This window comes from Edaphobacter lichenicola (assembly GCF_014201315.1).
GTDB lineage: Bacteria > Acidobacteriota > Terriglobia > Terriglobales > Acidobacteriaceae > Edaphobacter > Edaphobacter lichenicola_B.
Map to the genome: position 1 here is coordinate 383,199 of NZ_JACHDY010000001.1, position 24,491 is coordinate 407,689.

General features: G+C 56.7%; 25 protein-coding genes. 17 read left to right on the forward strand and 8 right to left on the reverse strand.

The window, feature by feature from the left end; translation table 11 throughout:
- Positions 1-10 precede the first annotated feature (10 nt).
- Positions 11-1,342 (forward strand): diaminopimelate decarboxylase, encoded by a 1,332-nt coding sequence (lysA, locus tag HDF09_RS01585; protein ID WP_221269976.1) that lies wholly within the window; start codon positions 11-13, stop codon positions 1,340-1,342.
- A gap of 265 nt (positions 1,343-1,607) precedes the next feature.
- On the opposite strand, the gene HDF09_RS01590 is transcribed toward lysA, so the two are convergent.
- On the reverse strand, positions 1,608-1,916 hold the full coding sequence (locus HDF09_RS01590) for an acyl carrier protein (protein WP_183760609.1): 309 nt from the start codon (positions 1,914-1,916) through the stop codon (positions 1,608-1,610).
- A 129-nt stretch (positions 1,917-2,045) separates the two neighbouring features.
- Entirely contained in the window at positions 2,046-3,020 is a 975-nt protein-coding gene (locus tag HDF09_RS01595; RefSeq protein WP_183760611.1) for a hypothetical protein, read from the reverse strand.
- 502 nt (positions 3,021-3,522) lie between these two features.
- On the opposite strand from HDF09_RS01595, the gene HDF09_RS01600 reads away from it, so the two are divergent.
- From HDF09_RS01600 to HDF09_RS01615, 4 genes are all read left to right on the forward strand, one after another.
- The gene (locus HDF09_RS01600; RefSeq protein ID WP_183760612.1) at positions 3,523-4,272 is read left to right on the forward strand and encodes a YebC/PmpR family DNA-binding transcriptional regulator; all 750 of its coding nucleotides are present in this window, start codon (positions 3,523-3,525) and stop codon (positions 4,270-4,272) included.
- A gap of 93 nt (positions 4,273-4,365) precedes the next feature.
- Positions 4,366-5,112 carry an acyloxyacyl hydrolase gene (locus HDF09_RS01605; protein WP_311718362.1) on the forward strand — a complete coding sequence of 249 codons (747 nt, stop codon included), beginning with the start codon at positions 4,366-4,368 and terminating at the stop codon, positions 5,110-5,112.
- Between the two features lie 106 nt (positions 5,113-5,218).
- Entirely contained in the window at positions 5,219-6,139 is a 921-nt protein-coding gene (gene ftcD / locus HDF09_RS01610) for a glutamate formimidoyltransferase (protein ID WP_183760614.1), read from the forward strand.
- Between the two features lie 147 nt (positions 6,140-6,286).
- Entirely contained in the window at positions 6,287-7,258 is a 972-nt protein-coding gene (locus HDF09_RS01615; protein WP_183760616.1) for a hypothetical protein, read from the forward strand.
- A 179-nt stretch (positions 7,259-7,437) separates the two neighbouring features.
- On the opposite strand, the gene HDF09_RS01620 is transcribed toward HDF09_RS01615, so the two are convergent.
- From HDF09_RS01620 to HDF09_RS01645, 6 genes are all read right to left on the reverse strand, one after another.
- Positions 7,438-7,905 (reverse strand): GyrI-like domain-containing protein, encoded by a 468-nt coding sequence (locus tag HDF09_RS01620; protein WP_183760618.1) that lies wholly within the window; start codon positions 7,903-7,905, stop codon positions 7,438-7,440.
- Between the two features lie 36 nt (positions 7,906-7,941).
- Positions 7,942-8,421, reverse strand: coding sequence for an SRPBCC family protein (locus HDF09_RS01625; protein ID WP_183760621.1), 480 nt, complete (start codon positions 8,419-8,421; stop codon positions 7,942-7,944).
- A gap of 47 nt (positions 8,422-8,468) precedes the next feature.
- Positions 8,469-8,921, reverse strand: a complete 453-nt coding sequence (locus HDF09_RS01630) for a YybH family protein (RefSeq protein WP_183760623.1) — start codon at positions 8,919-8,921, stop codon at positions 8,469-8,471.
- Positions 8,922-9,112: 191 nt separating this feature from the next.
- The gene (locus HDF09_RS01635) at positions 9,113-10,246 is read right to left on the reverse strand and encodes a GyrI-like domain-containing protein (RefSeq protein ID WP_183760625.1); all 1,134 of its coding nucleotides are present in this window, start codon (positions 10,244-10,246) and stop codon (positions 9,113-9,115) included.
- Between the two features lie 674 nt (positions 10,247-10,920).
- Positions 10,921-11,373 carry a chemotaxis protein CheX gene (locus HDF09_RS01640; RefSeq protein WP_183760627.1) on the reverse strand — a complete coding sequence of 151 codons (453 nt, stop codon included), beginning with the start codon at positions 11,371-11,373 and terminating at the stop codon, positions 10,921-10,923.
- Positions 11,374-11,531: 158 nt separating this feature from the next.
- A complete protein-coding gene (locus HDF09_RS01645; RefSeq protein WP_311718368.1) occupies positions 11,532-11,933 on the reverse strand; it encodes a response regulator in 402 nt (133 codons plus the stop codon).
- A gap of 118 nt (positions 11,934-12,051) precedes the next feature.
- Between HDF09_RS01645 and HDF09_RS01650 the strand changes: the two genes are divergently transcribed.
- The 12 genes from HDF09_RS01650 (at position 12,052) to pnp (ending at position 24,457) form a co-directional block, all read left to right on the forward strand.
- A complete protein-coding gene (locus HDF09_RS01650; RefSeq protein ID WP_183760631.1) occupies positions 12,052-12,807 on the forward strand; it encodes a flagellar hook-basal body protein in 756 nt (251 codons plus the stop codon).
- Between the two features lie 47 nt (positions 12,808-12,854).
- A complete protein-coding gene (gene flgG / locus HDF09_RS01655; RefSeq protein ID WP_183760633.1) occupies positions 12,855-13,643 on the forward strand; it encodes a flagellar basal-body rod protein FlgG in 789 nt (262 codons plus the stop codon).
- Positions 13,644-13,649: 6 nt separating this feature from the next.
- A complete protein-coding gene (locus tag HDF09_RS01660) occupies positions 13,650-14,186 on the forward strand; it encodes a flagella basal body P-ring formation protein FlgA (protein ID WP_183760635.1) in 537 nt (178 codons plus the stop codon).
- The gene (locus tag HDF09_RS01665; RefSeq protein WP_260180860.1) at positions 14,183-15,022 is read left to right on the forward strand and encodes a flagellar basal body L-ring protein FlgH; all 840 of its coding nucleotides are present in this window, start codon (positions 14,183-14,185) and stop codon (positions 15,020-15,022) included. Before HDF09_RS01660 ends, HDF09_RS01665 begins: the two co-directional genes overlap by 4 nt.
- Before the next feature lie 10 nt (positions 15,023-15,032).
- On the forward strand, positions 15,033-16,208 hold the full coding sequence (locus tag HDF09_RS01670) for a flagellar basal body P-ring protein FlgI (RefSeq protein WP_183760637.1): 1,176 nt from the start codon (positions 15,033-15,035) through the stop codon (positions 16,206-16,208).
- Positions 16,205-16,525, forward strand: coding sequence for a hypothetical protein (locus HDF09_RS01675; RefSeq protein ID WP_183760639.1), 321 nt, complete (start codon positions 16,205-16,207; stop codon positions 16,523-16,525). Before HDF09_RS01670 ends, HDF09_RS01675 begins: the two co-directional genes overlap by 4 nt.
- A gap of 47 nt (positions 16,526-16,572) precedes the next feature.
- Positions 16,573-16,881 (forward strand): flagellar biosynthesis anti-sigma factor FlgM, encoded by a 309-nt coding sequence (gene flgM, locus HDF09_RS21225; RefSeq protein ID WP_183760641.1) that lies wholly within the window; start codon positions 16,573-16,575, stop codon positions 16,879-16,881.
- A 250-nt stretch (positions 16,882-17,131) separates the two neighbouring features.
- Positions 17,132-18,544, forward strand: coding sequence for a flagellar hook-associated protein FlgK (gene flgK, locus HDF09_RS01685; protein WP_183760642.1), 1,413 nt, complete (start codon positions 17,132-17,134; stop codon positions 18,542-18,544).
- A 50-nt stretch (positions 18,545-18,594) separates the two neighbouring features.
- On the forward strand, positions 18,595-19,497 hold the full coding sequence (flgL, locus tag HDF09_RS01690) for a flagellar hook-associated protein FlgL (RefSeq protein WP_183760644.1): 903 nt from the start codon (positions 18,595-18,597) through the stop codon (positions 19,495-19,497).
- Positions 19,498-20,635: 1,138 nt separating this feature from the next.
- Positions 20,636-21,325, forward strand: a complete 690-nt coding sequence (locus tag HDF09_RS01695) for a dienelactone hydrolase family protein (RefSeq protein ID WP_183760645.1) — start codon at positions 20,636-20,638, stop codon at positions 21,323-21,325.
- A 119-nt stretch (positions 21,326-21,444) separates the two neighbouring features.
- Positions 21,445-21,711, forward strand: a complete 267-nt coding sequence (rpsO, locus tag HDF09_RS01700) for a 30S ribosomal protein S15 (protein WP_158944128.1) — start codon at positions 21,445-21,447, stop codon at positions 21,709-21,711.
- Between the two features lie 316 nt (positions 21,712-22,027).
- Positions 22,028-24,457, forward strand: coding sequence for a polyribonucleotide nucleotidyltransferase (pnp, locus tag HDF09_RS01705; RefSeq protein WP_183760647.1), 2,430 nt, complete (start codon positions 22,028-22,030; stop codon positions 24,455-24,457).
- Positions 24,458-24,491 lie beyond the last annotated feature (34 nt).

Consider the following 24,491-nt stretch of genomic DNA (forward strand, 5'->3'; position numbering starts at 1 on the left):
AAATAAGGTTTTGTCAAAAAAGATCGCCGCCACTCCGCCTCCAATCGAGGCCAATCCACGCCCCTTCGTCTACCGCGACCGCCTCCTCCATTGCGACGGAGCCGACCTCACCACGCTCGCCGCCGAACACGGCACACCGCTCTACGTCTACTCCGCCCGGCACATCTCCCACCGCCTCCAGCTCTTCAAAGACGCTTTCGCTGCCCACCCCCACACCATCTGCTACGCCATCAAAGCCAACTCCTCCCTCGCCATCCTGCGCCTCCTCGCAAAGCAGGGAGCAGGCTTCGACATCGTCTCCGGCGGCGAACTCGAGCGCGTCCGCAAAGCTCACAAGCCCGCCCTCAAAAAAGTAGTCTTCTCCGGCGTAGGCAAGCAAACATGGGAGATCGACGCCGCCCTCGACGCCGACATCCTCCTCTTCAACGTAGAGTCCGAAGCCGAACTCCATCTCCTCGCCGCACGCGCAGAAGCCCGCAGCAAAGTCGCCCGCTTCGCCCTCCGCGTCAACCCCGACGTCTTCGCCGAAACCCATCCCTACATCTCCACCGGCCTCAGCGAGCACAAGTTCGGCATCGACATCAAAGCCGCCCGCTCCATCTATCGCAGCGCAAAAAAAATGAAGTGGCTAGATCCCGCCGGCGTCTCCGTCCACATCGGCTCGCAGATCCGCAAAGTGGATCCCTTTGCCGCAGCCCTCACCCGCGTCACCAGCCTCATCGCCGACCTGCGCCGCGACGGCCACAACATCCGCTACATCGATGCAGGTGGCGGTCTAGGCATCGACTACGGCACGACAGCATTTGACCCCGCGAAACAAGTAGCCAAATACGCTGCCGCTCTCACCAAAGGTCTCGGCACAGAATCCGCCCATCTCCTCCTCGAGCCCGGCCGCTTCATCATCGCGCAGGCCGGCGCGCTTCTCACCCGCGTCCTCTACGTCAAAAAGAACGGCACAAAAACCTTCGTGATCACCGACGCCGGCATGAACGACCTCATCCGCCCCGCGCTCTACCACGCCCACCACGAGATCATCCCCATCAAAGAGCCAGCCAAACAACCAGCAGGGAAGCAGCCCCTCCCGGAGACCGGCGAGAACAAAGTAGACGTGGTAGGCCCCGTCTGCGAGTCCGGAGACTTCTTCGCCCGCGACCGCGTCCTGCCCCCAGTCAAACCGAACGACCTGCTCCTCCTCCTCGACGCCGGAGCCTACGGTATGTCCCAGACCTCGAACTACAACTCCCGCCCCCGCCCAGCCGAACTCCTCATCGACGGCGCCACCACGAAATTAATCCGCCGCCGCGAAACCATGCGAGACCTCCTCGCCCCCGAACTCCTCTAGATCTCTGGGCCTTTGCAATCTCCGCGGCCTTTGCAGTTGCTGTTGTCTTTCTTGTTGTCATCCCGCAGGGATCTGCTTTGCGTCTCTCATCCCTTCCCAAGAAAACGTCATCTCGACCGAAGCTACTCACAGTCTGATCGTGAGTAGCGCAGTGGAGAGACCCCCGCATTTCGCCTCTGCTTCCGTAACATGACAAGGACCACCCGGCTTCAATCGATGCCGAGGTCTTGGACGATGCGGGCGCGGAAGAGAATCTCTTCCGGATTCAGGCCTTGTTGATCGACAAAGACGGCGACGAGAGCGTTCCATACACTTTGGGGTGACCAAGGCAGAACTTCCGGCGGGGCTGGCAGCGGCGTGTGCGTGGAAAGGAACAAGAACTTTTTTCCTTGTGCGTGATCCTGGGAAGCTCTGCGGAGGTGACGGGGGATTGGAGCGGAGCCACATTCATCTTCGAACAGATCAGGTTGTAGAAGTCTCCGACAGTGCGGACGGCAGCTGCTTCGTCGTCTCCGATGGTGATGACGAAGAGTTCTTCTGTGCGCAGGACGATCTCTACTGCGTCAAGTCCCATCGGTAGAGGTTAGCGCGGAAAAGGGTAGCACCGCCAACTTCCCGAAACGGGTTTATGAGAAAACTTTCGATTTTGGTTTGTCGCCCGCAGGGATCTGCTTTTGATTTTGTCCTTCCCACCAAAAACTCATCATCTCGAAGCACTAATCGACTGCCGCACCGCAGCCAGCGGCGCCTTCGCGTCAAACACCACTCCATTGTTCGGTCCCGCGCTCACGCCCAGCTCCTTCCATAGAGCCACCAGGTCCACCGGCACCGGCCTCTCACTCCACTTCGCATACATATCAGTCAGTACACTAGTCCCCGTCGCTCGATCCCCAATCTGCAACACCCGCGACAGCGGCCAGTCCTTATCGATCCCGCCCCCGCTCGCCACCACCGCACGCAGCGCATCCTTCAGCCCCTTCCTGTCATTCGTCTCACGCCGAATCGACACATCCGCCATCAAACAAAACATTGCCCCGCCCCAATAAGTCCGTCCCCACGTCTGCGTCTCGTTCAAGCCTCGATCCCCGCGCTCCGGCTCACCGTTATGCATCTCATGCAGAAACTCCGCCCACACCCTCTCCTCCGTCAACCGGCCAGTCCCGGCACGCGCAATCGGCTCAACATACGTAGCCAGCCCCTCCTCCATCCAATGCTGATCGTCCGGAAGATCCGGCAGCGCCGTATGGACAAACTCATGCGTCATTACCCAGTCATCCTTCAGCGCGTCCTTGGTCACATGCTGGCCCAGACGAACTCGTGTCACGGCAGGGAAGCCACCCACCCCACCCCACGTCGTCCCGTGAATAGAATCCGAATCGCCCGCAATAGGCTCAATCACCACCCGCGCCCGAGCCACCGGAAACCTGCCGTAGAACACCGCCACCGAGTGAGCCGACGCATGAATCCACGAGACAACATCTGCTTGCGAAAGATCTAGATCGCCCGCCGCAAAGTCCACCTGAATCGTCGCTCCCCCCTCGCCAAAGCTCTGCGAAGCAACGATCCGCTCCCCCCGCCATCCTCGATGACCATCCTGCGCGCATCCCACGCAACCAGCCCAGAGCAACGCCAGGCAAGCGCACATCACCACGGTTCTCAGCCCCCACCAACATCTCATCCCAACCTCGAACCGGAGTCTGCCCGATCGCTAATCTTCTAATGTTCGATCTCTCCATCTACCAATAGGACTCGCCCGCCGCCGAAACAGTTACACCAGCCCGCAGCACGCGCTTCCTCATCTCAACATGCCAAAACCTCAAAGACGACGGGTGCCCCATATCTCGATTTTGAGATGTGGGCATTCGCGCGACAGCGCGAACCCTCTTCTAAGAAGCTGTCCTGCCGGACGGGCCCACTGCGCGTGGGGCGGTCACTTCGTGACTTGTATACCCCTTCGGTTGGCCCTCCCGTTGGTCGCGAGAAAGTTCATTCCGACCAACGGGAGGACCGGGCGAAGCTCAAAAAAGGCGTGCGAACGCCCGCACTCCGCGCAGGAGGCCCGTCCGGCAGGACAGCTTCTACAGGGATGCATGTTCCTCTCCTCAACATGCTAAAATCGCAAGGTCGCGCAAGCCCACAACTGATCGTAGGCACACGCAAAATCAACACCGAGGTAGTCCATGTCCGGCCACTCAAAATGGGCGACAATTAAGCACAAAAAGGGCGCCACAGACGCCAAACGCGGCAAGATCTTCACCCGCCTCATCAAGGAAATCACCATCGCCGCCAAGTCCGGCGGGGGCGACCCCGACGGCAATCCCCGGCTCCGCGGAGCCATCGCCGCCGCCAAGGCGGAGAACATGCCCGCCGACAACATCAAGCGCGCCATCCAGCGCGGCACCGGCGAACTCGAAGGCGTCAGCTACGAGGAGATCACCTACGAAGGCTACGGCCCCGGCGGCGTCGCCCTCATCGTCGACGTCCTCACCGACAACAAAAACCGTGCCGTAAGCGAGATCCGCCACGCCTTCTCGAAGAACGGCGGCAACCTCGGCGAGTCCAACTCCGTCTCCTGGATGTTCACCAAGAAGGGCGTCATCACCATCGCCAAATCAGCCGCATCGGAAGACAAGCTCACCGAGATCGTCCTCGATGCCGGCGGCGAAGATCTCTCGGACGAAGGCGAAAACTGGGAAGTCCTCTGCGACCCCAAGGACTTCGAAGCCGTCACCGAAGCCCTCAAGGCCGCAAAGATCACCCCCGAACACGCCGAGGTCACCAAGATCGCCTCGACCTACACCAAACTCGAAGGCACGCAGGCCAACGCCATGATCCGCCTCCTCGAGACCATCGAAGACCTCGACGACACGCAAAACGTCTACTCCAACTTCGACTTCGACGAAGCTGCAGTCGCCAACGCCAGCCACTGATCGAAAACGGCAGCTAAGCCCAAAACGGCCGCCGTGCACCGGCGGCCTTCTTCTGCAACCGGCCTTCCTCTGCAACCAACCTCGGAGACCTAAGTGATCAAGCAACTCGCACGCCTTGGAGCGACCGCCCTCTGGACCGCCCTCCTGCTCGCCGCCGCTCGACCCTCCTCCGGCCAGGCAATCGTCAGCAACGAGAACAATCCCTTCCTCGATCCCAAAGGCCACCAGCCCCTCGAGATCGGAGCCATCGTGCAAGGCGGCTTCGGCCTCACCGAAAATCGCAACGACTTCAAGTTCATCATGGCTGGAGTCCACGCCGGCAAAGTCCTCACCGGCAACATGGGCCACGGCCCCCTGCGCGGCAACTTCGAGTACGCCGTCGAGGCCTTCCCCTTCTGGCAGTCCTACACGCCCAAGTTCGAGCGCCCCTTCTGCACCAACCCGCCCGGCACCCCGGCACAGTGCACGCCCTTCTACACCGTAGGCGGCACCTACACCGGAGCCTCCGTCACCCCGATCATCCTCCGCTGGAACGTCGTCGGCACAAAGAAGTTCTCCTTCTGGGGACAAGCCGCAGGCGGTCTCCTCTGGACCAACCACAAGTACCCAGCCTTCGGCGGACCACCCTACAACTCCCAGAACGACGGCAAATACGCCGATGCCAGCGTCTTCAACTTCACCCCCCAGGGCGGCGTCGGCCTCCACTACTTCCTCCGCCCCCGCCGCTCCATCGACTTCAGCGCCAACGGTGTCCACATCTCCAGCGCCTCCCTCGGAGACCGCAACCCCGGCGTCAACGCCAGCGTCCAGTTCTCCCTCGGCTACACCTGGTGGAAGTAACAAGTAAACATGTATCTTGTCGCCAACCGGCCAACCGGCCAACCGGCCAACCGGCCAACCGGCTAACCGCTAAATGGCTAACTCGCTAACCCGCTGACACACCACCATGAACCCAGAAGCCATCGTCGAGTGCGTCCCCAACTTCTCTGAAGGCACGGACGCCGCCAAGGTCGAGCAGATCGTCGCCGCCACCGAGGTCGAAGGCGTGCGCCTGCTCGACTGGTCCCTCGACACCGCCCACAACCGCTCCGTCGTCACCCTCGCCGGCTCGCCCACCGGCATCGTCGAAGCCGCCGTCCGCGCCGCAGGCAAAGCCGCCGAGCTCATCAACCTCACCACGCAGAACGGCGTCCACCCCCGCATCGGCGCCGCCGACGTCATCCCCTTCATCCCCGTCAGCGGAGCCTCCCTCGCCGACTGCGCGGTCCTCGCCCGCCAGGCCGGCCTCCTCATCTGGCGCCGCTACGGCGTCCCCGTCTACTTCTACGGAGCCGCCGCCGCCCGCCCCGACCGCGTCCTGCTCGAAGACGTCCGCCGCGGCCAGTTCGAAGGCCTCCGCGACGCCGCCCTCCGCGACGCCACCCGCCGCCCCGACATCGGCGGCCCCGAGCTCCACGCCACCGCCGGAGCCTCCGCCGTCGGCGCCCGCAGCTTCCTCATCGCCTACAACATCCACCTCCAGCAGCCCGACATCGCCGCCGCCCGCGCCATCGCCCGCGACATCCGCGCCGCCAACGGTGGCCTCCACGGCGTCAAAGCCATCGGTGTCCTCGCCAACGGCCGAGCCCAGGTCAGCATGAACGTCACCGACTTCCGCGTCACTCCCATGCACCACGTCCACGCCACCGTCCAGCATCTCGCCCAGCGCCACGGCGTCCTCATCCAGGATGCCGAACTCATCGGTCTCATTCCCCAGGCCGCCTATGAGCCCGATTCTGATTGGGTACGTCAAATCACTGGCTTCGATCCCGACGGCAAGGTACTCGAGCGCAGACTCCACTCCCCCATCTCGTGGCCTCAGCACTAGTTATTCCAAAGCCACCCCATCTACCACGAAAGTAGCAAGCTTGCTAACAGAAACCTCACCCATCCAGTCTTGCAACCAGCGCGTATTCACGGAACAATGGTGGTATTGCAGCTACACTGCCAGTAGCTCAAGGAGTAAAGGAAACAAATGAACAAGCCCAAGCGCACCCTCTTCACCACCGCCGTCGTCATTGCAACCATGACGGCGACCATGATGGCCCCCAACTTCGCCTCCGCCGCCCAGCTCTCCAGCGACGCCAAGTCCGCCACCCCCAAGGAAGTTCAGCAGCTCATCGTCGTCGACTATCGCGCCATGCAGAACTCCCCCGCCGCCATGGACCTCAAAGACCGCGTCCTCCCCCCCGAGCTAAAGCGCCTCGAGACCGCCCTCAAGAGCTCCGGCCTCAAGGTCGACCAGGACGCCGACGTCCTCGCCTTCGCCGCCTTCCGCGATGCAAAGGGTGACGGAACCCGCATCGTAGGCATCGCCCAGGGCCAGTTCCACACCCGCGAGGTCATGGCCAACTTCACCAAGAACAAGATCAAGCCCACCATGATCCGCAATAACAGCGTCTATCCCATGGGCTCCAACGGCATGAGCGTCGTCTTCCTCAACCAGACCACCATGGTCTTCGGCGACAAAGATGCAGTGCGTGAAGCGATGGACGCCCGCGATGGCATCAGCTCCAACTTCCTCTCCAACGGCGACATGGTCAACGAGATGAACGTCGTAGACACCAAGGCCGTCTGGAGCCTGCTCGACGCCAAAGGCACCCAGACCATGATGAAGAGCGTCCTCGGCGACGCCTCTCAACTCGCCGACTACGACACCGTCAAGAACCGCATGAAGAGCAGCCGCTACACCATGGACTTCCAGAACGGCGTCAAGTTCGACATGGCCGTCGTCATGTCCGACACCATCACCGCAGCCACCGCAGCCACCCTCATGAAGGGCGTCTCGATCCTGCGCAAGAACTCCGGCTCGCCGCTCGAGAAGTCCGCGCTCGATCAGACCACCATCGACTCCAACGCCGGCACCCTGACCGTCTCCTACTCCTCCTCCGACAGTCAGTTCGCCAGCCTCCTCACCTCCCCGCTCTTCCAGTCAGTCGTCAAGTAGTCACTCGCAGTTTGCCAAATAAAGCGCTCCGCAAAACAAAAAGCCCGGCCTCCGCATCAAGCGAAGTCGGGCTTTTTATCGCAGTCGGGCAAAGTCCCGTATCAGGCCTTTGGCTGTCATCCTGAACGGAGTGAAGGATCACCGTATTTGTATCAACCTCTGCTACGTTTTATTCAATCCTATGCACCCACAAGCGGACGATTCAACTCCGTTCGCCAGTTAGCCGGGTCCGGACCCGCCTCCATGCCGGTCAGGTAGCGCTCCCACAGGTCCTCTGCTGTCTTATACCCATTCTTCGCGATCCATGCTTCAAACTCGCCCCACCCCGTACCGAGTCCAGAGTAGTCTCCGTGGTAGACCGTCCTCACCAACTTCATTGCAGGCCACACTCCAGCCTGCACACGGCCCGCAGCCACAATCGGCGCGGCAACCGGCACGCAGATCTCGAAATCGAAGGTATCCTTCGGCTTCGTCAGGTGGTGAGTAAACCATGGTCCGGCCTCGGCAACTCCTTGTGCGGCAACCGCGGCCTTCACCTCGTTCAACCCGGGAATCATGACCTTCCGTATCTCCGAGGCCGGAACCTTGAGAGGAAGAAAGGCCATAGGCAGTGCAGTAGCCTCGATAACCTTCGGCGTCTCGATCATGCTCTTCTCTCCTCAACGACGGCCCGCGTCATTGTTTTAGCTTTCGCACAAAGCCTTGAGCTGGTCCGCGCACTTATCCCAGCCTTCATGGAAGCCCATCTGTTCATGCTTTTTCAGATCCGCAACGGTCCAGTGCCTTACCCGAGCCGTGTAATCCGTACCTCCTCCAGCGTCCTCGAAGGTCAAAATCACGGTCATGAATGGACTCTCCGACGGCTCCCACGCGTTCGTATAGGCGTCGGTATAGACCAACCGCTCGTTGTCGACGACCTCCAGATAAACCCCGCTGCACGGATACTCCGCTCCATCCGGACCGCGCATCACCACTCGCATCGAGCCACCCGGCCGCACATCCAGCTCCGCAACTGGAGTCGTAATCGGCGCCGGCGCAAACCATCGGTTCATCATCTCCGGATCGGTCCACGCCTTGTATACCTTCTCGCGCGGCGCCTTGATCGTGCGCTTCACCACAAGCTCGCGACTGACAACAGGCGCAGCTAACGTTTCGGTGATCATAAAATCCTCCTCCTTCCAACTCGCTCTACACGTCTCTGTTCTGTTATTTACGGCTGCAGATCAAACGCCGGCCGCAGACTGCCATCCATGTAAAACGGCACCGACGTGTGTGAATGTGTGATCCTCCACTGACCAGCCTCCCTCTTCAGATGAAGAGTGGAGCGCATCCAGAAGCTGACCAGTCGCGCCCCCGCCTTCGAGGTGGCGTTCATGTGCATAAAGCCATGACCGAACGCAACGTCGCCACTGACCGTCACCTCAAAATCACGCGCTTCCACTTCCACCGGTCCATCCCAGGAATCAAACCACGCCTGCTTCTCGCGTCGATCGATTCCACGATGAGAGAGCGGCGGAGCCAGATTGTAGTCGGACGCATCCTCCGCGAACAACGCCGCAAATCCGGCAGCATCTTTGTCATGATTCGTCTTACTGAGTTGATCGATCACCGCCAGAACGTCGGCATGATCCTTCGAAACATTCTGCATTGCTGCTGTCGCCATCGTTGTTCTCCTCTCTGATTTAGCTTCATGTACCAAGCCTTTGCTGTCATCCTGAGCGGAGCGAAGGATCCCGACGAACCCCGTCCTACCCAAACCGCTCGTCCCTTTCCGGCCATCCTCTCCACGCCGTTGTTCTCTATCGTCCCCTTGCAAAAATGCTGCTGCCTCTGAACGCAGTTAGGTTCCGGACACTAACGAATCGGCACCCACACCTCAACATCGCCCGCGCCGACCTCCGGATCAAAGCTCTCGCCATAACGCTCGAAGAAACCCGGCGCCCCCGGCGTCCCCAGCGCAAACGAGTGTTGGGACCGCGGCAGCCACTCGTGCTCAATCGCGCGGCAGGTCTCCGAAAGCTTCGAGACATGGCCCCTGTGCTTGAACACCGCATATCGTTCTACGGGCATCGTCACCACGCTGAACCCTTCAGGCAGTCCCTCCGCACTTCGTACCTCGACTCCGGCCATATAGCCAAAACCCTCCGACGAAGGAAAACAAACCCCATAAGCCACCCTGCGAACCTGTCCTGGGATCTTGCCCAGGTAAGCAGCAAAACGCTGCCACAGCGCCGGAATCTCTCGCATCGTCGCCATCGTGTACTCACCACGCAATCCAGCCAGCAACATCGGCCTTCCATCTTCAAACCGCGGCGCTTCCAACTCCTCAGAACCTGGCTTAACTCCCTGCTGTCGAACCTCTGTCATGAAGTGCTCTCCTGGAATCGGATTGAGAAACAACATCTCAATATACCGGTGCAGGTGATCGATGCAGGCGGCTGCAATCTCGGGGCCGCCTTTGGCCTTGGCAAGAATGAACGCTCCCTGCAGCGTCGCCTGCATGTAGAGCGCCAGACTCTGCGCAGTCCACTCCGCAACGATGCCGTACTTTTGCATTGCATCCGCGATGTCCGCCTCCACGGTCGCAGCGTGGCCGCTGATGCTCCTGTCGCACGCCTCCCGTATTGAAGGATTGGTGTCGTAGACCTCCTGCACCATCGTTCCCACCAGGCACGTAAAGTCAGACAACGGTCTTCCCGGCAGAATCGCCTTGCGGAAGTCCAGATAAGCAAGAACGCGATCCAGCGGATCGGGGAGCTCGCGATACGGCGCAGACGCAAACACCCCCCCAGTAATCTCGCTCCAGTGATCCGCTGCAGCCGTAGCCAGCTCTTCCTTGCTCTTGAAGTGGTGGAAGAAGCTTCCCTTGGTCAGGCCAGCTTCTTCGCAGACATCCTCAATGCGCGTAGCCGTGTACCCTTTGACGCGGATTACGCGCATCGCCGCATCCAGAAACTTCGTCTTCGATTCGTGCCGGCTGTCGATCATGAGCGGGACCCTGTGTGACAAGCACAATACCAACCAGTGGGTATGCTGTCAACCAAAATCTCCACCCACCTGACAAACCGTCTAAGCCTAGATTGAGCGCCCTTCAACACGCGATGTTCAACGCGTTACGACGTTCAGCGCGTCGACCTGACTTAGCCGACCTGACTTTAAAAGGTTGCTGAAAGAGTCTGTTTTGCTTAGGGCACGGCTGGTAGCCCAAGGCTTTAGTCTTGGGTCTCCGTGCCGCAAATGCTTTGATTGCATTGCGGCTTTTAGCCGCTGAAGTCCCTGGCAGTTGTACTTGCTCCTGGCAAAAACCCTTCGCTTCGGCCCGCGTTCAAACGCGCCACACGATGAGCCCCACACGGCAACGCCTTGGCATCACCCGCCGCTTCTTCACCGAAATCATGTCAAGGCCCACATCATGCTAAGTCCCATTTCATCAGACAGATCCGCGTGGCGTATGAGTTACATCCCACCAGCTATACTGAATACAGTGATCTATCCGAAGATACTCTCTCAATCAGCATGTGCCAGCAGATGCTTGCGTAAGTCCTTTGCCTTGAGGAATCTGCGAGCAACCTGTTTGAAATGAAGCATTTGCGAACAGCCGCTTCTCGTAAGTCGTTAACAATAAAAGACTTACGCGCTGGTAATAGGGGGGGGGCACCTCCCTAGAATGCCAGTACTACCCCGAAAACATTACCCTGAAACGAATACTTCCGGCTGAACTTGGTCCCGAACTTAGCCTGATACCCCTCAAGCCCATCCCGAGTGACAGCGGGGGTCGAGATCGTGCAGTTGGAGTCCGGTGAGGCAAGCTTGCTCTTCCAGCCGCCGGCGATCATATTGCAAAGCTCCCCGATCGCATCGTCCACCATCGGATCGTGCGGCTCTGACGGCGTCCCCAACAACGCCTCAGCAGTCACCGACGCAGTAGCCTGACTCGCATACAACAGGCACTCGCCATCCACGGCACCGGTAAATTGAATCCTCGCCACGATCCGCCCCTCCACCGTGTCGACCTCGCCCTCCAAAGGGTCGCAGCTTCTCTCCAGCATCGTCTCAAAAACTTCTGCGACAGCCGAATCCAGCCGAGTCACTGCCTCATCCTGCGTATTTGACACAATCGTCCTCTTCCCGCTCCAGGTTTGTATTCCGGAATAACTCAAGCAACTCTCAACCAACAAAGCTCCAACCGATGCAACTAACAAAGCTCCAACTGATCTCAACGAACGAAGCTCCAGCCGAAAAGCCGGACGACAATGAGCAACAACAGAACCGCTTAAGCCGCACGCAACAGAGGAAGCACCCGCGCCTTCACCTGCTCGGCCGTGAACGGCTTGCAGATGTAGCCTTGCGCGCCTGCAGCGATCGCCCGCAGCACAAAGCTCTCATTGCCCTCAGTCGTAATCATCACCACCGGCACGCCCTGCGCCAGATTCTCCTGCTTCCGAGCCTCCAGAAACTGCAGTCCATCCATCACCGGCATATTGATGTCACTCAGGATCAACGCCAGCCCACCCGAACCTTGGTTGTCACGAAGAGTCTGCAACGCCTCCTCCCCATTCGAAGCCTGCAACACCTCGCTGAGTTCGAGGCCCGCCTGCCGCAACGCCCGTTCGATTACCTTCCTCATCACTGCCGAATCATCAATAATTAGCGCTCGCACCGACCCTCCCAACACATCTTCTGGTCTAACTGTTGTATCGGCGGATCAACAGCAACCTTGAACGAACCTCCCCTTAGCACTTTCTAACCATCACCTCTCCAACTTCGGCCACCGAACTGCATAAGCTCGTGGCATGGACAGCGGACTCTACGCAGCATACACAGGACTCTTGGCACGCACGCAGGCGCTCGACACCGCGGCCAACAATCTGGCCAACGCTGGAACCTCCGGCTTTCGTGCCCAGCGCGACTACTTCAGTGGAGTTCTCGCAGGCGGCATCGATCAGGATCCCGAGACAGCATCCCAGGTCGGCCAATCCGTAAACGGCTTCGGAGTCTTGGGAGGAAACCGACTCGATCTCGGACAGGGAGAGCTGAAAGCTACCGGCAATCCGCTGGACCTAGCCCTCGAAGGCCAGGGATTCTTCGCCATCCAAACCCCCAACGGCATCCGGTACACAAGAGATGGAGCTTTCTCCCGCTCCCCCAAAGGAGTGCTCCAGACAAGCCAGGCAGAGCCAGTGCTCGATGCCAATCTCAAGCCCATCACCATCCCCACGGGCACCATCTACGTATCCCCCGACGGCACCATCTCAGTTTCTACACCAGACGGCAGCGCAATTGTAGGCAAGGTCGGCGCCTTCGATTTTTCAGATAAATCAGTCCTTTCCGCTGAGGGTTCTAATCGGTTTTCAGCGAATGGGGCAAAGCCCACTGCTGCGAATGCCTTGGTAGAACAGGGCTCGGTCGAAGGAGCTAATGAAGACGCTGTTCACGGCACCATGCAACTGGTGCTGGTGCAGCGACAAGCGGAGATGATGCAAAAAGCATTGAGCGTCTTCAATAACGATTTCGACAAAACGGCGTCAGAAGACCTTCCTCGGGTTTGACGAAAGGCCCATATTTTTAGAGTCCACTACCGAACAAGGAGCTTGAAATGATTCGTGCACTATATACAGCCGCAAGTGGAATGAGCGCTCAACAGACAAATCTGGACACTATTGCAAACAATCTGGCGAACTCCGGGACTGCGGGTTTCAGACAGCGTCGAGTGCAATTTGAGGACATGATCTATCAAAACCTGGTTACACCTGGATCCGCCGAGACACAGCAAACCCTTTCAGCCGGTTTGCAGGTTGGTCTTGGCACCAAGACAGCTGCGAGCGAAGTAATTATGACGCAGGGTGATCCTAACAATACAGGTAACCCATACGACCTCGAGATCCAAGGCGCGGGATTTTTTCAGGTTTCACTTCCCGACGGAACCATAGCTTATACACGTGCTGGGAACTTTCATTTGAATAGTCAGGGCACGATTGTGACCTCAGCTGGGGATACGATCTTGCCTGCGATCACAATTCCGTCTAACGCTACTAATGTTGTGATCTCTCAATATGGCGTTGTAACTGCAACCCTTCCTGGGCAGACAAATGCTGCTCAGCTTGGCACCATTCAGCTTGCAACTTTCCCTAATACAGGCGGCCTGAGTTCCATCGGAAGCAATTTGTTACAACAGACTGCATCCTCTGGCAATCCCATTACGGACACACCCGGAGGGACTAGCGGCATAGGAACACTCCAGCAAGGTTATCTAGAAAATTCGAACGTTGATGTCGTCGCAGAGTTCGTACAAATGATTCTGGCGCAACGTGCCTACGAGAGCAACTCCAAAGTCATACATGTCGCCGACGACATGTACTCGCAAATCAATGGTCTCGTTCGGTAGAATGCTATGTTCAATAGATTTTCAATATTTAAAACGGTTGGCAGAAGTTTCTTTCTCTTGCTGCACGGAATATGTTTCACCAATGCATTTGGAGTCTGCTACAGAACGCCTGCGGATGCGATCGCCGCGAACCTCGAGACTTCCCCGTATTCAATATCGGTGGGCGGTGGTTATAGGGTGTCGAAGATTCAGTCTGACCCAGTGTTGAATCAAAGCTGGGCGATGATTATCCCTTGTGATCATCCAGGATGGCCAGCATTTGCGTTTCCATTGCGTAATTCAATCTTACCGGCACAACTTAAAGTGCCGGAACGTGCAACGAAGATCTTGGCTCCTGTTGTAGTTCGTGCCGGCGATACCGTTCGCCTCTGGAGGCAAGAAAGCTCCTTGCGTATTGAAGTCGCTGGTACCTCGGAAGGGAATGGCGGATTGGGCGATCTCGTAAAAGTCAGGCTGTTACGTAGAAACACAGACAACCAGTCGATAACGGAACAATTCTCCGGTATCGTTCGAGGGCCGTTTGATGTGGAGATGAAACCATGAGGAAGACCCTAAAGGTAGTTTCTTTTTTTAATTCTATCCAAAAACGTGCGCACAACGAGGTCCATATCTCGATAAGCCAGCCCTGTTGGATGTTGTTAGATAATAAAATTTCGAGCTATTTCTCAGTGGTAATCGCTCCGTTATTGGTGTTGCTTTTAAGCCTCCCCTCGCTGCACGCGCAGACCGAAGCGATCCATAAGTTGATTGAGCCAAAGCCTAATGTGGCTGCGGCGTCCTTGTCCTCTTATCTAGAGAGAGTGCGGGCGGAGAACTCCAACATCCAACCTGCGCCAGGATCTATCTGGACTGACAGTGGAAGGCTCACTCGCATCAATACGGATGTGAGGGCTATGCGGCCGCATGATCTGATTTCAGTTGTGGTCTCCGAGAGCCTCGTAGCGTCTACGGACGGCACGGTAAAGAACTCCAGAGCATCCAACGCCAGTTCCTCTATCTCTGGTTTAATTGGCGCTCTGCGTGCCGGTAATGCGCTGCAGAATTTGATCAACCAAACATCCTCATCAGGACTTAATGCGCAGGGAACAAGTGCAACGAATTCGAGCTTGAGCACCACGTTTGGAGGACAAGTGATTGAGGTTCTTTCAAATGGAATGCTCGTGATAGAAGCCGCTCGACAGGTCGAATTTAGTCAACAGACACAGACGATCATTTTGAGAGGACTAGTCCGTCCCGAGGATATCTCTCAACAAAACCAAGTTCTATCGACAGCTATCTCTAGCCTCGAGCTAGAAGTGCGTGGGAAGGGAATTATCAACGATTACACCCATCGTCAAAATGCCCTGGTTCGTCTTTTGGAAAAAGTATTGATTTTTTAGCGAGGAACTCATGCATGTTGACGACAAGCCAAAAAAAATAGAATTAAACAAAAACGTTATAAGGCCCTGGATCTCCTTTGCATGTCTATCGATTCTTTTTATTGCTTCGACTGTATATGCTCTTTCTTCTGATGCGTCAGCTTCTGAATCGAGGCAGGCGCGCATTAAAGATATAGCTTCAATCGAGGGTATTCGTGACAATCAATTGGTCGGATACGGCATAGTTGTTGGTCTACAAGGTACCGGCGATAGCCAGCAGACGACCTTTCCTGCACAGACGTTGGCGTCAACGTTGCTCCGTATGGGAGTCAGCGTACCTGCATCGGCGATTAGAGTACAAAATCTTGCCGCAGTCTTTGTTTCGGCTACGTTGCCGCCCTTCGCTCGTCCAGGTACCAAGCTGGATATTACGGTCTCTTCGGCAGGCGATGCGAGAAGCCTCGAAGGAGGGCTACTTCTCATGACTCCTCTCTATGGTTCGGACGGAAAAATATATGCACAAGCGCAAGGACCATTGGTGGTAGGGGGATATTCGATCAACGTTAATGGGAATGTAAAACAATATAATCACCCCAATACTGCAAGAGTACCTTTCGGGGCGATGGTAGAACGTGGTGTGCCGCTTGATTTGGAAGGAAGAAAGCAATTCTCAATATTGTTGAACGATGCTGACTTTCGAAGCGCAGAAGGGGTGGCGCTTGCGATCAATCACACGTTAGGACGACCTGCTGCGCATGTTCTCGATAGTCGGAGGATTGATCTGTTTGTGGCCGCGGGTGAAGAGGTTCCAGCCCTCCTGGCTCAGGTTGAGTCAATAGAAGTACCTGTCTTTCCTCGCGCAAAGGTGGTTGTCAACGAGCGCACGGGAACGGTAGTTATTGGTGGAACAGTTGTCTTGCAGCCGGTGTCGATTCTTCACGGTGGATTAGCCGTCAACGTTGTGAGCGAGTTTCAGGTATCACAACCAAATGCATTTTCTTCTGGTGGCACGACACAGGTCGTGCAGCAGACAAGAGTCGACGCTCAAGATAAGCCGGTCAACCGAATTGAGTTAAAGCAGGGAGCTACTGTGGATGACCTGGTTCGAAGCCTCCAGACAATAGGGGCCTCAGCGCGAGACGTTATCTCGATCCTTCAGGCGATGAAGTCTGCAGGAGCATTGGAAGCGGAGATCGAAGTCCTATGAAAATAGATTCAGATCTTTCAATCCCGACAGTTTCCGACGTACAAAGACAAAAACAAGCCAAGTTGGTGGATGCCGCACAACAATTTGAAGCGACGATGTTACAGGAACTTCTAAAGCCAATGCAGCACGGGCAAAGTAGTTGGGGAGATGAGGAGAAGAAGGACGATTCTGCTTCCGACACGATGAGCAGCTTCGGGACGGAGTCTATTGCAAAAGCCATATCGAAGGGTGGCGGCTTCGGGATCGCTCGAAGCGTAGTCAAACAGGTCGCTCAAGAGCATCAACGACACTCAGAAAAGAAGACCTCCGGGTACTAAAGTTTGTGGATTGGATGCCGATATAGTCATGTAGACGGAGGCTCATCATGAGCTATACAAGTGGAATCGGCAGTCAACAGACAACCAACGCGATCACTCCATCTGAGACGCAGCCGGTTGTAACCGTGAATGCGTCCGGGACCGTAGCCGATAAATCTGAAGCACTTAGCGCAACTGTCGGACACACCGACGAAGCGGCTTTGAGTTCAACAGGGGGCCTGGTATTTCAGTCTCTAGCGGCTTCCGATACGCGAACCGCGAAGGTTTCATCCTTGCAGGAAGCGATCGCCGCTGGAAGGTACACAGTGCCGTCGTCGGATGTGGCAGACAAAATCATACAGTCCTTACTGGAATAACGATGACGATTGATCAAACAGTGGCTGATGCACTCGATGAGACGATTAAGGCTCTCACCATTCTGGATCTGAATCGACTGCAAACCCTGGAAGAGCGAATCTCAGCGCTTGCGAAGTACAGCATCGTATGCAGCAAGGGTAGTCTTAGTTCAATTTTGGCAAAGAAGCATCTGCTTGAACTCATTCTTCAAAATTGTGAGTCGAATCTGGCTACACTTCACCGCCTACACGGGAGAGACACGAGAGACCAATGGGCACACTAACGTCATTATTGAATATAGCTAGTGAGGCTTTACTGGCCGATCAGGCTGCCCTGAACGCAACCGCCAACAACGTTGCGAATCAACTCACTCCTGGCTACACACGGGAGGTCGTGAGCTTCCAGTCGGGGGATTCAGTCTCTCTTAGCGGGCAAGCCCAGAGCTCAGGAGTCACCGCTACCGTTTCGTCACAGAGGGATCGCGTTCTCGAACAGCGTGTACAGCAGCAAACACAGACTACCTCGCAGAGCGCAGCGCTTCAAACTGCTTTGCAGCAGGTTGAAAACATATTCGGATTGACCTCGGCTTCAACGGGGTCGGGGGCCGTAGCGTCGTCTCAACTTGGCACTGCGATCAACGGATTCTTTAGCTCTTTATCTTCCTTGGAAGCTAATCCGTCTGATACAGCAACACGACAGCAAGTACTAACTGCTGCTACCGCGTTAGCCGGCGCATTCAACAGCGCATCGAGTCAGCTTTCGCAGATCTCTACCAGTCTTAATCAGCAAGTCAGCGGTGACGTCAGCCAGATAAACTCACTCACCTCCTCGATAGCCTCTCTTAATTCCAAGATCGCCAGCACCAGCCCGAATGGAGATGCCGGCAGTCTCGAAGACCAGCGGCAAGAGGATATCGATCAACTGTCTCAGCTCGTTGGGTTGGACCAAATTTCAACTTCACAGAACGGCATTTCTCTGACAACCAGCGGCGGAGCAGTTTTGGTTAGCGGTGATCAGTCCTTTCAAGCGAGCACGACACAGGTAGCAGGCAACACAGACGTCCTGGCAGGGGACCCTCCTCAGGACGTGACTTCAAACCTCAGCGGCGGAGACCTGGGTGGAGCATTGCAAGCGAGGGATCAGTACTTGCCGACTTATTCCGCGGCGTTAGATAACTTAGCCTTTTCCCTTGGAACTGCAGTCAATCAGCAGAACAAGCTAGGAGTTGACAGTAGCGGGAACCCAGGACTGGCGATCTTCAGCCTGCCGGGCAGTGCGACTGGTTCTGCTGCAACGATCGCAGTTTCGGCAACCTCTCCTGGGGCCGTAGCGGCTGCCTCTGCTGGAGAGGGGTCTTCGGGCAACGGCAATGCTACTACTCTCGCCGATCTTTCCACGACCAATGTGGTCGGGAGCCAGACGGCCACAGGTTTCCTCGCTTCGTTCCTCGATCAGGTTGGCAGCGATGCTTCGAGCGTGACCACGGAGAATGCGACGCAGCAGGCTACGCTCACCCAGCTTACGTCGCAACGCAATTCGCTCTCGAGTGTATCGTCCGACGAAGAAGCATCGAATCTAACGCAATATCAGCGCTCCTATCAAGCGGCGTCTCAGGTGTTCTCGATCGTTAACGCCCTGATGGCGAGCGCAATCAATCTTGGTGAACAGACTACAGTGACCTAAGAAGACGCGGCACTCTTCGACCCTAACTAACTATCAATCAGGAGCGCATCTTGCGAGTAGATCCGACTTATCTCAGCAGCCTGACCGGGGCACTCAACCAGTCCAGTTCCACGATCAACAACCTGACCTCCGAGCTATCAAGCGGATTGAGTATCCAATCGCTTCAGGACAACCCGGTTGCTGTCGCGCAGAGCGCCCTCCTGGCCAGTCAGATCGAACAAGCGGACACGTTCGTTCAATCAGCTACCGGGGTGGGATCGAGGCTGCAGGTTGCCGACTCGACTTTGGGCGACGTGGTGACACAGATCAATCAGGCGCTCTCGCTCGCGGTGCAGGGCAACAACGGCACACAGAACACATCGAACAACGCCAGCGTCGCTCAAGCGCTCAGCGGGATTCTCACTGAAGTGGTCTCGCTGGCGAATACCAGTTATCAAGGGCAATATCTCTTCAGCGGTAGCCAGGGGTCGGTCCAGCCTTTTACGCTCAATACCGCCGCCGTTCCACCGACAGCTACCTACGCCGGCGACACCAATGTGCAAACCGTCGAGGTGCCAGGCGGACAAAAGCTTCCAATCAATCTGCCGGGCTCCTCTGTCTTCGGTTCGGGGGCCACCGGGATTGTTGGCGCACTGAGTCAGTTGATCGGCGATATCTCGAGTGGCGCCTCGACCGCTAGCATCACGACCGATACGGCCGCCCTCACCACAGCTCTTGGTCAGCTGTCTGATCAGCGGCAAACACTCGACAGCTCTTTGAGCCGACTCAACTCCGCCAGTACCTTTGCGCAGACCAGTGAAAGTCAGCTTCTTGTGGCGCAGAGCACTTTGGTTTCGGCGAATCCCGAGCAGGTGGCAACGCAGCTTTCGGCTGCCGAAACTCAACATCAGGCGCTGCTCAGCGTCATCAGTAACCTGGGAAACCAGGAGGACCTCTTTCAGCGTATGAGATAAGTGGACTTCGGCACTCCGTCCCGCTGCACGATGATGCGAGCAGTTTCCTGGCCGCGTAGGCGGGACGTTTGGAGTTATCTTGTTCAGGAGCCTGGACTTTGTGTACTACCCCTCCCCTCTGTACCCGTTAATTGATAAAGTATCTGTTTTCATGCGTTTGCGGTCTATTTAGAGTGCAAAGTGTTCATTATAAATGGCTTGCTGCTAAAGTATTCAATCCAGGCGACTTGCCGGCTTAAACGCGTCGGAGACATAAAGAAGCCCCGATTCCGTTCGGGGCTTCCTCACAATGTGTCCTAATTCAAGTATAGCTGATTGGGTATGACCAATACGCCACGCGTATGTAACTGTACAGATTGGAGTTGGGAGGTTTTGGGGGTTGACAGAACTTTGCAGGGGTGAGCGGTTTGCCTGCGATTGCTCTTGAACTGGCAACTGTCGCTTTTTGCCTGAGTTTAGAAAGAAGTAGTTGTCATGGCCTGTGGCTGGACGATAGAGGAGACAAAAGAAGAGGGCAACGGCAAATGCTACGACGACGGCAACCGCGACCGCAGATTCCCTTCGGGAGATGACAACAAAAGAACAGGCAACGACAGAACATCTCTGAGGGAGTGCCTATACTTTAGTGTTGAGGACTCCTATGGGCGAAGAGATCAGATTTCTCTGGAACGCGACGCGCGGTAACAGATTGAGGCCGTGGCGAAGCCCGTATCTGCGATGGAGACTCGAGACCTATTCGGGCCAACGTGCGGATACCGTGCGCGCGCTCGATTTCTGGAACCTGTTCTGGAAAGAAAAAAGACAACTGTTTCGATTTCTTCGCTGGACGCGAGAGATCAAAAGCTACACCGAATCCAAGAACAAATAGACGACGGGAGATAGCAGGATCTTCCAGTGTTGTGTCTCGGAAGTTCACAGCATATTTCCGACCGTAATCTGTTCGCCAACCGGACATACAGCAGATCCTTCGACTGCGTTTGGCACAAAAACGCGCCAAACTTCGCTCAGGATGACACCCTGTTTATGCAACGAACTTTAGAGACGGGACACCGTATCCGTGGTTTCAAAGTGTGACTTTTACTTTTATTTGACAACTCACGATGGCAAAGAAGCTCGATGAATTGGATATGATGGAGTTATGAGTGAGTGGATCAAGCTGAAGGCAAAAGACGGTCATGAGTTGAGTGCGTATGTTGCGCGGCCCATTGGAGAAGCGGTTGGGGTTCTGATTCTTGTGCAGGAGATCTTTGGCGTCAACGCCCACATTCGCAGCGTGGCCGATGGGTATGCCAAAGATGGGTTTCTGGTGGTTGCGCCTGCGATCTTTGACCGGTTCGAGCCTGGCGTAGATCTGACGTACCAGCCCGAGGATATGAAACGGGCCTATAACTTTTATGGCATGTTGAAGCCTGAGCCGACGCTGATGGACGTGGCTGCGGCGTATGAGTGGGCGAAGAAGGCCGGGAAGAAGATTGGTGTCATCGGCTATTGTTACGGCGGGCTGACCAGCTGGCTGGTGGCTACGCGCGGCAAAGACTACGGGATGCAGCCTTCCTGCTGCGTCGGCTACTATGCGGGCGGCGTTGGATCGGTGGCAAAAGAAGATCCGAGCTGTCCGGTGATGTTGCACTTTGGAGCGAATGATAGCCACATTGGGAAGGATCAGGTGGATGCGGTTCGTTCGGCTCATCCTGAGGTGAAGATCTTCATCTACGAAGGGGCGGGGCATGCCTTTAACCGTGACGCCGATCCGAGCAGTTACCACGCTGCCTCGGCTAAGCTGGCGCGGGAGCGTTCGCTCGAGTTTTTGAAGACGCATCTCGCTTAAAGTTTCCTGAAAATCGTTCGCATCGATGGCGGCCGTGGATTGCCCGGTTTCGCCAGCGGTGCTATCCTTATGTGGACACTAAGAGTGAATTAGAAAGAAGATTAGGAGTAGAAACAGCTGTGTTGGCATCCGCTAAAAAGACAGACATTATTGAGAAGTTCCGCACGCACGACTCAGATACCGGGAGTCCAGAGGTTCAGATCGCTATTTTGAGCGAGCGTATTGGCGAGTTGACGGAACACTTCAAGGCACACAAGAAGGACCACGGATCGCGTCGCGGGCTTCTGATGCTTGTGAGCAAGCGTCGCCGTTTGCTTGATTACCTGAAGAAATGTGACGCGGACCGTTATCGTGAGGTCATCGGCAAACTCGGAATCCGCAAGTAACCGCATCATCCCCGGAGAAACCGTTCAAACTATGGGAGCATACACGGCCCGTTCTCATTCGGCTGGCAACTTCGTGCAAGGTCCAGTAAGACCTTGTCGCCGGGGTTGCTGACGATGGGACGCCACGGTGGTGTGTCTATGGTCTTCGACTCACGCGGGTGCTGGTCCATGAACGAGTCCACGAACAACCTATTCCAGCGCAGCTTGCTGGCGGCTTACTAGTCGCCAGCGTCGAGCTGCGCTTTTTCGCGCCCGATCAATGGATGTCGCGATTCAAGCTTATTAATTCGATAGAACACGAGAGAAGAGAGGCAACATGAAACAGGATGTGACAGTTGAGCTTGCCGGCGGCAAGCAAATTAAATTCGAGACCGGACGCATGGCGAAGCAAGCCCCCGGTGCGGCCCTTACTTCAAGCGGCGATAACGTAGTTCTGGCGACGGCAACCGCCTCCCCCGATCCGAAAGAGGGGATCGATTTTTTCCCGCTCACCGTGGAATACCGCGAGTTTACCTATGCCGGTGGCCGTATCCCTGGTGGGTTCATCAAGCGCGAGGGGCGTCCGAGTGAGAAGGAGATCTTGACGAGCCGTCAGATCGACCGTCCGATTCGTCCGCTGTTTCCTGAGGCGTTTCGCAATGAGACCCAGGTGGTTGCGTTTGTCTACTCTGCGGATAAAGAGAACGATCCCGATGTGCTTGGCATCAATGGTGCCAGCTGCGCTTTGGCGTTGAGCGATATTCCTTTTCACGGCCCGGTTGGTGCGGTGCGAATCGGTCTGATTGACGATCAGTTTGTAGTGAATCCTACTTACGCCGAACGGGCGCAGAGCAAGTTGAACATTATGGTCGTCGGAACGAAGGACGGCATTGTGATGATCGAGTCTGGCGCAAAGGAGGTCGCTGAAAACCGTGTGGTGGATGCGATTGAGTTTGCTCATGAGCAGATCAAAAAGATCTGTGCGGCGATTGAAGACCTTGTTGCTCGCGCGGGTAAGACCAAACGCACGGTCAGTGAAGTGGAAGTCGATCACGCGTATCTGAACGAGCTGACGGCAAAGGTTGGTTCGCAGTTGAAAGATGCTCTCGACACGGAGAAGCATCCGAAGTTCGAGAGCTATGCGCTGGTCAAGACGATCAAGGATGAGCTGAAGAAGGATCTGCCTGAGGGTGATGCGGCGGCTGCGAAGAAGCTCAGCAAATACTACGAGCTTTTGCGCGAGAAGATCTTCCGCGATCAGGTTTTGCACGATCGGATTCGTCCGGATCATCGTGCCTTCGATAAGATTCGCGACCTGAGCATCGAGGTTGGTGTGCTTCCGCGGGTTCACGGCTCGGCTCTGTTTACGCGTGGTGAGACGCAGGCGCTGGTGAGTGCAACCCTGGGTACGACGGATGACGCTCAACGGCTTGAGAGCTATGAGGGAGAGCAGAAGCGCCGCTTTATGCTGCACTACAACTTCCCTCCGTTCTCGGTTGGCGAGGTGGGGCGTATGTCTGGCGTGGGACGGCGAGAGATCGGGCATGGTGCGTTGGCTTCGCGTGCGATTGAGGCTGTGCTGCCGGCTGAGGATGAGTCGCCTTATACGCTGCGTGTCGTCTCGGACATCCTGGAGTCGAATGGATCTTCGTCGATGGCTACCGTGTGCGGTGCGTCGCTTGCACTGATGCAGGCGGGTATTGCGATCAAGGGATCGGTTGCAGGCGTCGCGATGGGCCTGGTGAAGGAAGGCGATAACTACGCCATTCTGACGGATATCGCCGGAGCGGAAGATCACTATGGCGATATGGACTTCAAGGTTGCGGGTACGCGCAACGGAATTACCGCGCTGCAGATGGATATCAAGATCATGGGGATCACTCCGCAGATCATGCGCGAGGCACTGGAGCAGGCGCGTAAGGGTCGGCTGTTTCTGCTCGATACGATGGATGGAGTCATCTCGGGTGCGAGCCAGGAGAAGTCGCAGTTCGCTCCGCGCATTCATACGCTGCAGATTCCTACCGACAAGATCCGCGATCTGATTGGGCCGGGAGGCAAAGTCATTCGCGGCATCATTGATGCCACGGGCGTGAAGATCGATGTGGACGATACTGGACGCGTCAATGTGGCGTCGAGCGATGCGGATGGTCTTGCACGCGCGATTCAGATGATCAGCGATCTGACTGCTGTACCTGAGATTGGGAAGACCTATCTTGGTAAGGTGGTTCGTCTCGCAGAGTTCGGCGCGTTTGTGGAGATCTTTCCTGGAACCGATGGGTTGCTTCACGTCTCCGAGATCGCGGAACATCGCGTGAAGGAGGTGAAGGATGAACTTCGCGAAGGCGATCAGATCCTGGTGAAGGTTTTGGCGATTGAAGGGAACCGGATCAAGCTTTCGAGGAAGGCTGTGTTGCGGGAGCAGCGCGCCAAGCTTGGTCTTCCGGAGCCTGGTCAGATTGGTACGGATGGAGGCAGCGTCGCGGCCGGTGCAGCCGGGGGACCCGGTCGTCAGGATGCTGTTGTCGGTGATGCCGACGGGAGCGACGATGAGGGTGAGGAGTTCGACGAGGATGGTGACGAGTCGGCGGAAGAGCCTAACTTCAACCGTGCGGAGGGCGCTGTTCCGGTCCAGGCGGGCGGCGGAGCACCGGGCGCGAACGGACCTGGTGGGCAGAGGCGGCCGGGTGGCGGAAGACGTCGTCGTGGCGGTCGCCGGCCGGGCTCGGGTTCCGGGTCTGGTGCGCCTTCGGGCGGCGGCAATCGGTAAGGTTGCATAATGGAGGGAGAGACCGCGCACTTTG